The following is a 12,951-nucleotide window of genomic DNA, read 5'->3' on the forward strand; positions in this document are numbered from 1 at the left end:
GTCAGTTGAATGGTGGTGCTTCTACAACAGGACCAAGATCTTTAGGAACTTCTTTCTTCGGATTTCCCGCGGCCCGCGCATGGGACAGTCAAATTGCCTCTTCACCTCACTACGGCTAATGTCTTTAGCCATGAGATCTTTAACCGAAACGACCATCTACGCCCAAACCCCTGACGGCACCGTGGATGAGTTACACTTAGTCGTCTTTGACCCAATCAACGAAGAGAACAAATGCGCTATCAGGGTTTCTGTGACCCGAAATCAGAGCGATGTGTTGGTGGACGAGTCCGTGTATGGCGCTGATCGTTGGCAAGCAATCATGATCGGCATTGGGTTCTTGCGGCTGAGAGTATCTTTGATTCTCAAAAAGTCTTACGTGACCCTGTATTCCACCCGGGAATGTGTTGACGAAGGACGAGAAATCACTTTGCAGTTAATCTTTCCCCAGTATTGAACTCGATGCACATAGCATTGGAAAAGACATTCTACGCGCGAAAACCCGACTCGACCGTGGATGAGCTACATATGACGGTGTTTGAACCAGTGGCACAAGATGTCGACTTTGGAGCCAAAATCTCACTGGTTCGGAACCAAGTCGAGACGGTGTTTGAGCAGACGATGTACGGCGTTGATCCCTGGCAAGCAACGATGCTTGGGATTGTCACTCTTCGACTGCGGGTATCTCTCTTCCTGAAGAAGTCCTACACGTCCCTTCACTACACGCGTGAATGTGTGGAGGAGGGGAGAGAAATCACATTTGATGTACTTTTCCCGCAAGTTTAGGACGTGGATGGAGTCTATTCACTGGTGAGGCCCGTCAAGGGATTACGAATCTCCTTCTTGGGCTCAGGCATTGCTTTGACTGGGGGAGCTTTCTTAATCACGGGCTGCTCCGCAACTACCTTGGGCTCCGCAACCACCTTGGGCTCAGCCTCCTTCGCGGTCCGAATCGGCTTGACCTTAGCCGGCACAGGCTCCTTGGTGGCCGTGCCGAGCTCGAGGATCGCCGCCCGAAAACCACCGTCCACCCGCGCATGGGCTAGGTCCACAACGGCTTGGATAGGAAGGATGGGCTCCGGTGCTGGCGCCGGCTCCTGCACAACGGCCACGGGCTCAGGTTCCGCAGGCGCCTCCACAACGGATGCGACCGTATCGCCGGGCAAAATCTTCCAGAGGATGAGTGTGGTAGCGGCTAAGACGGCTATCAAGCCCAAGGCCACAATGCTCAAAACACCGAGACCATTAGACGGCGCATGCTGAACCGCAGGAGTCTCCGCCGTTTTCTGAGGCACCTGAGTCTTGGCCGGCTCCAGCGCCTCGGGGCGCTCTTCGCGAATCGTCGAAGGCGTGCGTGAGCGCCGCTGCGTGGGTGCACTCGTAGACACGGGGTCGTCCATCACAACCGAAGCTGAGACCCCTTCCTTCACCTTCTCTGCCTCACGAGGGCTCGGAGTCTGGGTAGACGTCTGCGTCTTTGCCTCGCCGGAATCGTAAATCTCAGTATCCCATTCGGTGCCGGTCTCACGGCGCAACACGCCTGTGGGCCCGGATTCGTGTACGTCACCGATTGGGAGCTTGGGCAAAACCCACGCCTGCTCAGCAGCTTTGAGGTCACCGTGGACTTCCGGAAGCTCCAGGTTGAGTTGCTTTCTCAGCTCCGTGACCTGCTTCTTCAGGGAGAGCGCGTCGGGCGGGCGCCCCGCTGGGGATTTCGCCAGAAGTTGGTCGGTGAAATCTTCCAGGAACTCCGGAATCGCCGTCGGCGGCAGAAGCTCACGGAGTTTTGGCGGCATCTCCTGAATATGTTTGATGATGATCTGCAAGCTGTTTGTGCCCGTGAATGGCGGCCAGCCCGAGAGCATCTCGTAGAAAATTACACCCATGGAGTAAAGGTCCGCTCGCGCGTCCAACTCCTGATTCTGCGCCTGTTCCGGCGCCATATACGAAGGCGTGCCGCAGACCATGCCGGTGGCCGTGAGCTGGGTGTTAACCTCCAACGCACGGGCGATCCCAAAATCCAGAACCTTCGCCTGAAGGCCACCGTCGGCCATCAAGGTGATGATGATATTGTCCGGTTTCAAGTCGCGGTGAATGATGCCCATGGCGTGAGACTCGGCCAGCGCACTTGCGCATTGGCTCAGGATCTCGAGCGCGACAGGTATGCGAAGACGCCCGCGGTCAATGAGGTCGCCTAGATTGATGCCCGGCACAAACTCCATCACGAGGTACAAAATCCCCAGAGTGCGATCCTCGCCGAAGTCGATGAGCTTGACGATATTCGGGTGGTTGAGCTGAGAAATCAGCTTGGATTCGCGGTGAAAGCGCTCAAGCGCTACTTTCTTCTGCGTCAATTCCTGCTTAAGGACCTTGACGGCCACCTCGCGCCCAACCGAAAGCTGAACCGCGCGATACACTGTCCCCATGCCGCCTTCGCCGATCAGCGCAAGCACCTCGAACCGCTCGTCGATGACGGTGCCGATGAGTGGGTCGGGCTTGTCGCGCACTTTGAAGAGCGCGTTCCCGTCGTGCGGACACGTGCGAAGACCTTCGTCTTCAAATGTGCGAGAGCACTCGGGGCAAAATAAATTCATCGGCGCTATTCTCTATGTACTTCGGAAGTGGCGCAAGTTCAGCGTTTAGTCCGCTAGTCCCGAAAGTCTAGCTTCGATACGGTCCAGCAGGGGATTCGCCGTCGCGCCAGGCGAGGTGCGACTCTTAAGGCTCTCGGCCGGGTCGCGGTCTTGAATCTCTGGGATCTGGCGCGCCGCCTCTTTGTACGCATCTCTAAACGGCATGCCGCCGAGCGCAAGCTCAGTCGCGATATCCGTCGCGTACATATCCGGCGAGATGGCCGCCGCCATTTTCTCGCGCTGGAACTGAAGCTCGCCGATCAGCGGTGGTATGAGCCGCAACGCCTCTTTGCTCCTCTCGATCGCACGAATCATCGGACCTTTGGTGTTCTGAAGGTCGCGATGATAGCCGCTCGGAAGGCTCAGTGTCTGCGTGAGCTCCACGCGCGCGCCCTCCACCACGCCGTAGGCTGCCCGCAGCAACTCCACGATGTCCGGATTGCGCTTGTTCGGCATGATGGAGCTTCCGGTGGTGTAGGCGTCAGGAAGGCGCACAAAATCGAACTCCGCCGTGGTGTAGAGGCTCAAATCCCACATCAGGCGGCGCACATCGAGCATAGCCTGCGCGAAGGTGTCGATGACCTGAATCTCAAATTTTCCGCGGCTGTTCTGGGCGTAGATCGGATTGATTTGCAGGGCGTCAAAACCAAGCTCACCCGACACGAGGTCGCGCTCGAGCGGCGCATTCACACCGTAACCAGCTGCGGTGCCGAGCGGGTTTTTGTTGACCCACTTGCGGGTCAGCTCGGCAAGCTCCGCGTTATCTGTAAAGGCCTCCGCAAAGGCCGCCATCCACAGGCCCACCGACGAGGGCACCGCGCGCTGGAGGTGCGTGTAGCCTGGCATCGGCGTCATCATCTCAGCGTGTGCCACTTCAAGAGTAGTCTTGGCGATGGTCACGCATAGCGCCTTGAGCTCATCCAGACTGGTCCTCAGATAGAGGCGGCTCGCCACCAGCACCTGGTCGTTTCGGCTGCGGCCAGTGTGGACCTTCTTGCCTACCTCGCCGAGCTTCTCGATGAGGTAGCTCTCGATTGCAGAATGCCCATCTTCATAGCGTTCATCGAGCTCAAACTCGCCGTTTGTCCACGCCGCGTCGAGCGACTTGAGCGCCTCCCGAAGACTCGAGGACTCTGCGGCGCTGAGAACACCTGCCTTCTCCAGACCGAGCACGTGCGCGCCAGACGCCTGAATATCAAAACGGAAGAGCACGCGGTCGAGTTGTACGTCGTCCGCCGCGGAAAACCGTTGGATCGCTTCGTCAGGACGGCTGGTGCCTTTGGCCCAAATCAAACTCATATCTAATACCGGCTGTACACGCGGGCTCTGTCCGCGTGAGTTGAACGTCAAAAAAATTGTGAAACCTACAAATCTAATCAGAGCTTAACGGAGTTAAACTCATCAAAACCGAGAGCCAAGTTCAGATTCTGCATCGCCTGAGTGGCGGCTCCCTTGAGCAAATTGTCGATCACAGAAACGACCACCAAATGACCGTCTTTGACCGACACACCACCCACACCCACATGATGCGCACCCGCCACCTGTGCCACTTCCGGCATGCGGTCCTTCTCCACCTGGATCAACGGCTCGGCGCCCCAAACTCGCTCATACGCAGCCCAGATGTCGGCGGCTTCAACTCCGTCCTTCAACGGCGCTGAGAGTGTGATATTGATGCCTCTAAAAAATTCAGCCACATGCGGCATGAATCGTACCGAATGCCCCATCTGAGTGCTGACTTCGCGCTCGTGAATATGGCCCGTTAGGGCATAGGGGATAAGGTTGTCTCGCAGGCGTTCTGGGTTGTTTTTATCAGACGGAGTCGTGCCCGCACCGCTATATCCCGAGACACCAAATGCGTGAGCAGGGCCGTCCAAGAACTCCAAAATCGGCCAGATCGCCACCTGCATAGCCGTGGCGTAACAGCCCGGATTTGAGATCAGTTTGGCCTTGGAAATCTGGTCTCGAAATCGCTCCGTAAAGCCGTAGGTCCAGGTAGAATCGAACCTATAATCCGCCCCCAGGTCCAGGATCACAGCGTCCTTATCGTGTTGGCGAATCGCCTCGACCCACGCGGGCGCAAGCCCGTTGGGCAGCGCCAAAACCCACGCGTCGAGCTCCAACTCAGCCACATCCTCAAAACCCAAATCTCGAATCAGCGTGTCCGAAGGATACTCGAAATGCTCCGAAATCTTCTGCCCTACAAGCTGCCGCGAACTCACCACGGCCGGCTCCAGGCCCGAATGCGCCCCCAAGAGACGCATGAGCTCGCCACCCACGTATCCGCGCGCCCCAATCAAACCCATTCGTTTTTTCATGGTTCAACTCGCCTAAGAATTGGCAGCGATGCTCGGCTCTTCCAGAGTCGCGGGAAGCTCAAACGCCCGTTTCACGCAGGCCTTCATCTCGTCATAGTCCTCGATGCCGTACCAAAACACGCACCATTGGTCGTTTCTAAACGCGCCCTCGGACTGCTGGAAATACCACATGTTGATCTGGTTCGACACGCGTGAGCGCCAGTAGAGCTTTGGGTAGTCCTCGCGCATGCGCGCCCATACCGAGGCCCCGAGCCCCTCACCTTGCGCCTTAGGCGTCACCGCAAACTTATCCAGATAGGGCACCGGACCTTCCTTCACAATCACCGCCGTGGCTCGGTACGACTCGGTGACATAGATGCGGTCGATATTCTCTTTCTCAAAATATTTCGGCCGAAGCTGCTTTCCAAAACCGAGTTCCAAAAGCTCTTTGAGCCGCACCTGGTCTATCTGATCGAAGGTCTTGAACTCCAAGACCCGCTCTCCGCGCTGCACCAGAGTGCCGGCACCGCGGTGGGTGAAAAGTTCTTTGGGCAAGTCGCGGGCAGACGTGATGGAGACCGACGATGAGAGCGGCAACTCATCCAGCAAATCCTTGATCTCCTGAAGCTTGAGCCGCATGCCCGAGTGCACCCAATCCTCCGACATCATGCGGTCGAAGTCCTCGGAGAGGTTGATCGAGCTCAGGGTCCGTCCGTGCTGGTCCAGAAGTCCACCCGTGGGCGTCAAGAAAACGATCTTTGCTGGCTTGATAGCCAGGGCGAGCTCGCTCGCGGCCACATCCGCATTGATGTTGACGATCTGCCCGCTAGGGGTCTCGCCGAGACACGTCAAAATCGGCAGGTGACCGGCTCGGATCGCGGCGCCGATCGCCTCAAGGTTCACGCGTTTTATCTCGCCCACGTACCCATAGGTCGACTCGTCGAGCATGGTCGCCTCAAATACGCCCGAAGTGACCGGACGCGCCCGTGTATCGAGCTTCTCAAGCGCGTCCACGAGCTTCAGATTCTCGCGCTGCATGACCTTTCGGACCACGTCCAGAGTGGCCGAATCCGTAATGCGCATGCCCTCGAGCTTGCGAATCGGAATGCCCGCCTCCTTGAGCGCGTCATCGAGTTGTGGGCCCGCGCCGTGAATCACGATCGGATAGAGGCCCACGCGCTGCAGATACGTCAGCGACGACGCGAGCTCCTCAAGGTGGTCTTGAAGCAGTCCACCCCCAACCTTAACCACCGCGAACTGTTTTTGGTCGAGGCTTGAGTACTGCTTGATATATTGCTCGACCTCTTTGCGGCTCCCGATGGAGCCGAGTAGGCGCAAGATGATTTCCCGGGTTTGTTGCGCTGAATCGCTCATAGCGACATGATCCTGCGGTAGTGCGTAAATGCTGCGTGTAGGTCGTCTACCGACACCCATTCGTCGGCGGTATGGGCTTGCGCGATATCGCCGGGCCCAAAGACGAGCGCATCGTAACCACCTTGTGAGAAAAGTGAAGCCTCCGTCCAGAAATTCACAGGATCTGCGATTTCTAGACCCAATTCTTGCGCAATCTCAGCGGCCGGCGCGCGGCCAGGCGTTGGAAGCGGTGGTCCGTAAAAACCGCGAGTTAGCGAGGCGGGGCGAGGCTTAAACGCCCATTCGGCAACGATTTTCTCACCGTCCATTCCGGGCAGCGGCCGGAACCCAAAGCTCAATTCCGTGCTCGACGCAATCATGTTTGGCTTCACACCGCCCTCGAGTCGCCCGAGGTTAAAGGCGAGCCCACTGAGGTTTTTGTACGTGTCGTGGCGGCGCGCGCTCGCGTCTAGGATCTGGTTCGCCCAGCGCACAGCGTGGTGAAGCGCCGAATCAGACTCTGCCCGCCCGCTGGACGCGTGGCCAGACACACCCTCAAATTCTGCGCGGTAGGTGAGGATACCGCGATGCTCGAGCACTGCCTTGCAGCTGGTGGGCTCGGCCACGAGCACCACCTTAAATGGGCGTCCAAGCTCACAAAATCGCCTCACACATTCCGAGCTTCCAGCCTCCTCATCCGTAGTAAACAAAAGCGCAATCGGCCCCGTACTCGCCTGCGCCGCGGCGATCGCCGCAGCCGATGCCCCCTTGATATCACACGCCCCAAGCCCGTATGCCCGCCCGTCTTCAACGTGCAAGACATGCGGGTCGCGGGTGTATCCGGCGGCGGCCGGCACCGTATCAAGATGAAAATTGATAAGGATCTCCGGCGCCCCGCGCGTAGCCAACAAGGTCCGCCGCCCCTCGCCGTGGTCCCACTCCTCAAACTCAAACCCAGCAAGCTCAGCCTTGATATACTCCAGTATCTCCGCCCCAAAACTCCGTGGGGGATTTTGCGTATCAAAGCCAACCAGCGCACTCAAATGCTCTACAACATCCATTCGATTCCTTCGTGTACAAGCGGACCAGACCTTCGATACCAGATATCCTCTGAAAATTCTCGGCTACTCTAGGTCGATTTCATGTGAGTTCCAGTGCAGGACTCCCTACTATGCGAATGATGGGACGCAACTTCATAGAACTCTTAAGCAAGCCTCCGAATCTTTGCACTCCCCCTCTTAATCGCAACGACAGCAATGGTCTGCGCGTGTGCGGACAACACAGAGAAGCCTTCAGGCGCGCCAACACCGGTGCTGAGCTGCGATATCGATGGAATGAAAGCCTGTGAGACGGGTCTCTTTCTTACCGTTCGACCTCAGAGAGAGCCCTTTATGGAGTTTGGTGCTTATGATTTGCAAGGATCTTTTGATAGTTCCTTTTCGGTGCTATTTTCCGATGCCAATATCGAAACTGGATTCTCGAACCCAGAAAAGCTGTCGGGAGTGATGGTTCTGAACGACGACAACACGGGCAAGATGCCCCGCGCCGAGTTCAACGTTGATACTTCCGGAGACGACATTCGTATTTGGAGATCACAAGAATCCTCAATCATGGCCACTTACGACGAAGAAACTGCGACCGTCGCTTTCGAGTGGGACCTAGAGCTTTATCAAACCCATCCAGTCGTCGATGAGCCACCAATATGGCGTGAGAAGGGAGAGGCGATTGCTTCTATCATCGTGAGCTGCATGAAGCCGATTGACACCTACACTTCTGTCTTGGATGGGAAATTTGAGACCGAGTTTTGCCAGCCATGGAAGGAGTTCCACACGCCTGCCCGTTTCCCGGACCTCTAGGCCGAGTTTACTGCGTGCAGACCGCGTCGCCTGCCTGACATGCGCCGTCGGCATTACAGAACTTGAGCACGGCGGTTTCGAAGCAGTCTGGATCGGCCGGGTCACACACCTGGCATGAGTCACCACAGCTCAAACCCTCACATGGATTGTAGGGCTCCGGTGCGCAAACCGGATCGCCTGCCTGACATGCACCGTCGGCATTGCAGAACTTCAGCACGGCGGTCTCAAAGCAGTTCGGGTCGGCAGGGTCGCAAACCTGGCACGAATCACCACAGCTAAGCCCCTCGCATGGATTGTAGGGCTCAGGTGCACAGACCGGATCGCCTGCCTGGCATGCGCCGTCGGCATTGCAGAACTTCAGCACGGCAGTTTCAAAGCAGTCCGGATCGGCAGGGTCACACACTTGGCACGAATCACCACAGCTCAAACCCTCGCATGGATTGTAGGGCTCAGGTGCACAGACCGGATCGCCTGCCTGGCATGCGCCGTCGGCATTACAGAACTTCAGCACGGCGGTCTCAAAGCAGTCCGGGTCGGCTGGGTCACAAACCTGGCATGAGTCACCGCAGCTCAAACCCTCGCATGGATTGTATGGCTCAGGTGCGCAAACCGGATCGCCCGCCTGACATGCGCCGTCGGCATTACAGAACTTCAACACAGCAGTTTCAAAGCAATCCGGATCGGCCGGGTCACACACCTGGCACGAATCACCACAGCTCAGCCCCGCACAAGGCTCGTAAGGCTCTGCACAATCCGGATCAGGCTTCGCACAGAACGTGTCGCACTCACCGTCATTGTACCAACCACGCACCGCACAAATATCCTTGCCACGGTCTGCCTTTCCTGCCAATTGTTGGGCCTCAGCCTTCGTGACCGTGTTCTCGTCGGAATCTGCCGTCTCGCCGCAGCCGACCATCAACACGCTCAAACATCCAACACCAAGAACGACCTTCAATAAATTCTTCATCACATCTCCTTTCAAAAGTTCGAGCTTAAACTAACGGGCCCGAAAACTTTCCGAAATGAAGGGTATGTGAGCATATGTGAGAGTGCCTGAGAGTTTCTCGGAAACGCTATGAAGGACGCCAAGAATCTGCAATCGTAGTCCCGATGAAACCCTCCACCAACACCAACCCAGAACGCACCTCGATCATCGGGCGTGAGACCGAACTCACGCTGGTGGAGCAGCTCATCAAGGCCAACTCTCTGGTGACGATCATAGGACCGCCCGGTGTTGGCAAGACGCGCCTCGTTTCCGAGCTCGCCCACGCTCGGCTCGGCCCCGCTGAAACAACCAAGGACCCGGAACTCGTTCTCGCCGGTGAGCTCGCGGTACTCGACGCCTCGGATCTGGATCACAACCAGCTCGCGGAACTCGTGGACAACGCACTGAACGCTAGGCCCACGCTCAAAATCATCACCACCGCTTCTCAACCTCTCGAACTCGCCAGCGAATATGTCTTTGCGCTCAAACCTCTCTCTGCAGATGCGGCGGCAGAGCTGTTTGAGCAGCGCGCATCGGGTCTCAAGACCACCGCCCATCTTCCAGAGCTCCTGGCCGAGCTCGACCACCTTCCCCGCGAAATAGAACTCGCCGCGTCCAAGACCGACCTCATGACGCCCGCCGAGATTCTGAAGTCGCTGGATCGCCGGTTTGAGGCACTCGAGTCGCGCCGCCGTGGCCAAGCCCCAGACATCCTCCGCTCCAGTATTCAACCCCTCGTTTCGGCACTAGACCCCGCGACCATGCACGTTCTTAGTCAGGTCACGGTCTTCGTGAACGGCTTTGACCTCGAGGCGGCCCACGCCGTTCTCCATTCCGAAAAGCGCACGCCACAAATACTTTCTGAGCTCGTTCGGCGCTCGCTCTTGATCAAGGAAGTCGACACCATCGGTGAGTCACGATTCTACAGCCTGAAGTCGGTGCAGTACTACCTGAGCCAGACGCGCCCGATTCCGCCTGAGACGCGTGAAAACCACGCACATCATTATGCGGAGAGCAGCAAGCCGCTTCTCGGGTCGCTCAATCAGACCAACGGCTCACGCCATGCCGCTCGTCTGATACTCGAACGAGGTAATCTCGAGGCCGCTTTTGACTACAGCTTTGATTCCCAGCCGGGACGCGCGGCACAGATCGCCGCGGCGCTCGACGCGATTTCGCGACTTGAACCCGAACGCTCGCTGCGCCGCCTCAACGCATGCCTTGCCAAGACCGAGATATCGCTGACTGCGCGCGCGGACATCCTCGCCCGAATTGCAGATCACTATATCGATAGTTCGGATTTTGGCGCGGCAATGGATGCCCTGGAACGCGCCTGGCAACTAGACCCGCTCGATGAACAGAAGGCGTGGATCAAGCTCCGAATGGCCAATGCTCACAGGCTTCGCGGCGAGGTCATGGCCGCGATTGAGGCCCACGGGGTGGTGCGCGCGCTGGCCGAGTCCAATAAGCTCAAGCGTCTCAACTGGGCGCACGAAGCCAATGCGTGGGTGGATCTCGGTGATTTCGAGCAGGCTCGAAGCTGCCTGCGCGAACTCCAGTTCATTCCCGAGTCCGACGATCTGCGGCGTGAGTCCGAGATTCACCGAAGGCTCGTCTACGTGCATTTCTATCTCGGAAACCGGCAGGAACAACGGCGTCACGCCGAGCTCGCCCTGAAGGCTGCTGAGGAGATCGGCGATCTGCGTCTCAAGGCGATCTGCCTGCAGGGTTTGGCAGATGCAGAGCTTTCCGCCAAGAACTACGAGGCTGCTGTGCACGCCTACCGAGCCGCTCTCGAGACTCACAGAATCCTCGGTAACCGGACGTTTGAGGCCATGTTGCTAGGGAATCTAGCCGGCGCACTTCATCGTCTGGACGAGCGGCGCGAGGCGCGAAAACACTACCAGGAAAGCCTCGCGTTGCATCGTTCGGGCGGCACCAAGGCCTGGGAGAATGTGGTGCTCTTTGCGCTTGGCACGCTGGAATTCGAGGAAGAGAACCTCGGCGATGCAAGGGCGCACTTTACCGCTGCGCTTGCGCTGGCCACCGAACTTGGCATTGAGTCCGATGCCGCAGGATATCTGCTCTCGTTGAGTTGGGTGGACCTCATGGAGGGTCGTTTCGCCTCCGCGTCCAAGCATGCCGCCGAGGCCGCCGCGCGTTTCGAACGTCTAGGGACAAGCGATTTCGGCTGGAAGGTTGTCTCGTTGGCGACGGTCAGTGTGGCCGAGTATCTACGGGGGCTCCCGGCCAATTTGAAGGGTGTGATCGCTGAGATTGAAGGCCGCCCCGAAGACTCGCAGACCGTCATGGTCACGCTCCTCAACGAGTGGATGCATCAGCGCCCTGCGGTCTCAAATCCATTCACAGTCTCGTCTTTGCACGCGCGCATGGTCTATCGCCTCGTGCAGAGATTGCCCACAACCCGGCCCGACACTACACCGCCTCCGCGTGATGCCGAGCTTGTTGTAGGGCCGGATTGCGAATGGTTCAGGTGTGCAGATGAAAGCGTGGATCTTCGCCGTCGAAAGTCCATCAAACTCATTCTCAAACATCTTGTGGAATTGCATGCTTCCAAGCCAGGCGTTGGAGCTGATGCCCACGCGCTATTCGATATCGGCTGGCCGGGCCAAGAGATCGAGCCTGAGGACGCCGCCCGCCGCGTCTACTGGGCCATCCGAACGCTTAGAAAGAATGGTCTCGATGAGTTGATTTTAACGTCAGATGATGGTTACCTAATCGACTCAAAGATTAGGATTGAAGTCGGCGACGAATGGTAATCACCCGCAAATATTGGAGCGTTTTGATCCTTTTGGCCATCGGTTGTGGCACGGCGGATTCGCCAGGTTCTGATAGCCCTACACAAACGGAAATGGACCTTGGCGCTGATACCGCCGATGCCGCCGATCTGGGCCAAACTCCCGATACGCGCGACCCCGAACTCGACCAAAATTCCAATGCCGATTGTGAACTCGATTTGCTTGAGTGCGCGGCGGAGTTTCAGTGCGTCTGGACGGGCGAGTCCTGCGCCAGTCCAAAGGCTGAGGCGGTCTTGACTTCTCCAACACCACTATCTCAAACTCCGGCCGAGCTGATCGTAGAGGGCAGGGCGCAGTCAGCCGTGCTCTCGTTGTATCAATCCCTTGATGGTGCGCTTCGCGGCTCTTTGACTGGAGGTTCGCCTCCTTGGACGGCCCTTGTGGAGGGTAAGGTCGACGAAGACTTAGGCGTGATGGAGCTCGACTTCTTCCGGCGTCAATGTGGCGGCGTGTGTGAGCCAAATTTCAGCGCCACCGGCCACTTCGATGCCGGGCAGTGGCTCTTCTCACATGCGACCGCCTCAGAACTAGGCCCCAATCTCTTTGACAACCTCAGGTTCGAGCCGAACGATGGCATCAAGCCCTCGCGAATTCCAGGACAGGAATTCCACGGATACCTCACCACGCTCTTTGACGGCTCGCCTATGGCCCCGTCTCACGAATGCGTGTTGTCGCTCCCCAAGTTTGCTGAGAACGAACTCAGCGTGCCCTCCTTGACGTGTGGGGACGAAGAGAACCCAGAGATCACCATGCGCACTGGAACGTTGGTGATGGACGAGTGGAAGTTCAGTTTTGAGTTGGAGGCAGCCGGGCAGACCTTCTACCTTACCGGCATTCTTGGCCACGAAGTAGGTGGCGTCATCACCGAGTCTAAGCCTGCACACTTGGATATGGAACGCATCCCGACCTCTGAAGTCGTGGGCTTCGCCGTCTTTCAATGACGTCTATTGTACAAGCGGGCTCCGTCCGCTTGGGACGGACCATGCCAACCGTTCTTCTCACGCGGAAGTAGAGACT

11 protein-coding genes are annotated in these 12,951 nt (G+C 57.7%); 5 read left to right on the plus strand and 6 right to left on the minus strand.

Annotated elements, in window-relative coordinates; all coding sequences use genetic code 11:
* Positions 1 to 130 precede the first annotated feature (130 nt).
* Entirely contained in the window at positions 131 to 454 is a 324-nt protein-coding gene (locus FRD01_RS16215) for a hypothetical protein (RefSeq protein ID WP_146961465.1), read from the plus strand.
* A gap of 5 nt (positions 455 to 459) precedes the next feature.
* Positions 460 to 783, plus strand: a complete 324-nt coding sequence (locus FRD01_RS16220) for a hypothetical protein (RefSeq protein ID WP_146961467.1) — start codon at positions 460 to 462, stop codon at positions 781 to 783.
* 14 nt (positions 784 to 797) lie between these two features.
* Here FRD01_RS16220 and FRD01_RS16225 read toward each other — a convergent pair whose 3' ends face one another.
* The 5 genes from FRD01_RS16225 to FRD01_RS16245 form a co-directional block, all read right to left on the minus strand.
* Positions 798 to 2,591 (minus strand): serine/threonine protein kinase, encoded by a 1,794-nt coding sequence (locus FRD01_RS16225; protein WP_146961469.1) that lies wholly within the window; start codon positions 2,589 to 2,591, stop codon positions 798 to 800.
* Between the two features lie 45 nt (positions 2,592 to 2,636).
* Complete coding sequence (gene argH / locus FRD01_RS16230; RefSeq protein WP_146961471.1) at positions 2,637 to 3,929, minus strand: argininosuccinate lyase; 1,293 nt, start codon at positions 3,927 to 3,929, stop codon at positions 2,637 to 2,639.
* A 77-nt stretch (positions 3,930 to 4,006) separates the two neighbouring features.
* Positions 4,007 to 4,945: an N-acetyl-gamma-glutamyl-phosphate reductase gene (gene argC / locus FRD01_RS16235; protein WP_146961472.1), complete on the minus strand. Its 939-nt coding sequence runs from the start codon at positions 4,943 to 4,945 to the stop codon at positions 4,007 to 4,009.
* A 12-nt stretch (positions 4,946 to 4,957) separates the two neighbouring features.
* Entirely contained in the window at positions 4,958 to 6,298 is a 1,341-nt protein-coding gene (locus tag FRD01_RS16240) for an acetylglutamate kinase (protein ID WP_146961474.1), read from the minus strand.
* Complete coding sequence (locus tag FRD01_RS16245; protein WP_146961476.1) at positions 6,295 to 7,338, minus strand: acetylornithine deacetylase; 1,044 nt, start codon at positions 7,336 to 7,338, stop codon at positions 6,295 to 6,297. The genes FRD01_RS16240 and FRD01_RS16245 overlap by 4 nt, the downstream gene beginning before the upstream one ends.
* Before the next feature lie 330 nt (positions 7,339 to 7,668).
* On the opposite strand from FRD01_RS16245, the gene FRD01_RS16250 reads away from it, so the two are divergent.
* Entirely contained in the window at positions 7,669 to 8,133 is a 465-nt protein-coding gene (locus FRD01_RS16250) for a hypothetical protein (RefSeq protein ID WP_146961478.1), read from the plus strand.
* A gap of 7 nt (positions 8,134 to 8,140) precedes the next feature.
* Here the strand turns inward: FRD01_RS16250 and FRD01_RS16255 are convergent, their stop codons facing one another.
* Positions 8,141 to 9,100, minus strand: coding sequence for a hypothetical protein (locus FRD01_RS16255; RefSeq protein ID WP_146961480.1), 960 nt, complete (start codon positions 9,098 to 9,100; stop codon positions 8,141 to 8,143).
* A gap of 143 nt (positions 9,101 to 9,243) precedes the next feature.
* Here FRD01_RS16255 and FRD01_RS16260 point away from each other — a divergent pair, with 143 nt between their 5' ends.
* Together FRD01_RS16260 and FRD01_RS16265 are read left to right on the plus strand one after the other, a co-directional pair.
* Positions 9,244 to 11,895 (plus strand): ATP-binding protein, encoded by a 2,652-nt coding sequence (locus FRD01_RS16260; RefSeq protein ID WP_146961482.1) that lies wholly within the window; start codon positions 9,244 to 9,246, stop codon positions 11,893 to 11,895.
* Entirely contained in the window at positions 11,889 to 12,875 is a 987-nt protein-coding gene (locus FRD01_RS16265) for a hypothetical protein (protein WP_146961484.1), read from the plus strand. Before FRD01_RS16260 ends, FRD01_RS16265 begins: the two co-directional genes overlap by 7 nt.
* The last annotated feature ends 76 nt before the right edge of the window (positions 12,876 to 12,951 follow it).

The sequence above is a fragment of the Microvenator marinus genome, from assembly GCF_007993755.1.
GTDB classification, from domain to species: Bacteria; Myxococcota_A; Bradymonadia; order Bradymonadales; family Bradymonadaceae; genus Allomicrovenator; species Allomicrovenator marinus.

Coding starts and splice junctions, on each gene's coding strand:
- FRD01_RS16215 (WP_146961465.1), top strand. CDS start 131: ATGAGATCTTTAACCGAAACGACCATCTACGCCCAAACCCCTGACGGC.
- FRD01_RS16265 (WP_146961484.1), top strand. CDS start 11,889: ATGGTAATCACCCGCAAATATTGGAGCGTTTTGATCCTTTTGGCCATC.
- argH (WP_146961471.1), bottom strand. CDS start 3,929: ATGAGTTTGATTTGGGCCAAAGGCACCAGCCGTCCTGACGAAGCGATC.
- FRD01_RS16255 (WP_146961480.1), bottom strand. CDS start 9,100: ATGAAGAATTTATTGAAGGTCGTTCTTGGTGTTGGATGTTTGAGCGTG.
- FRD01_RS16250 (WP_146961478.1), top strand. CDS start 7,669: ATGGAGTTTGGTGCTTATGATTTGCAAGGATCTTTTGATAGTTCCTTT.
- FRD01_RS16220 (WP_146961467.1), top strand. CDS start 460: ATGCACATAGCATTGGAAAAGACATTCTACGCGCGAAAACCCGACTCG.
- FRD01_RS16225 (WP_146961469.1), bottom strand. CDS start 2,591: ATGAATTTATTTTGCCCCGAGTGCTCTCGCACATTTGAAGACGAAGGT.
- FRD01_RS16245 (WP_146961476.1), bottom strand. CDS start 7,338: ATGGATGTTGTAGAGCATTTGAGTGCGCTGGTTGGCTTTGATACGCAA.
- FRD01_RS16260 (WP_146961482.1), top strand. CDS start 9,244: ATGAAACCCTCCACCAACACCAACCCAGAACGCACCTCGATCATCGGG.
- FRD01_RS16240 (WP_146961474.1), bottom strand. CDS start 6,298: ATGAGCGATTCAGCGCAACAAACCCGGGAAATCATCTTGCGCCTACTC.
- argC (WP_146961472.1), bottom strand. CDS start 4,945: ATGAAAAAACGAATGGGTTTGATTGGGGCGCGCGGATACGTGGGTGGC.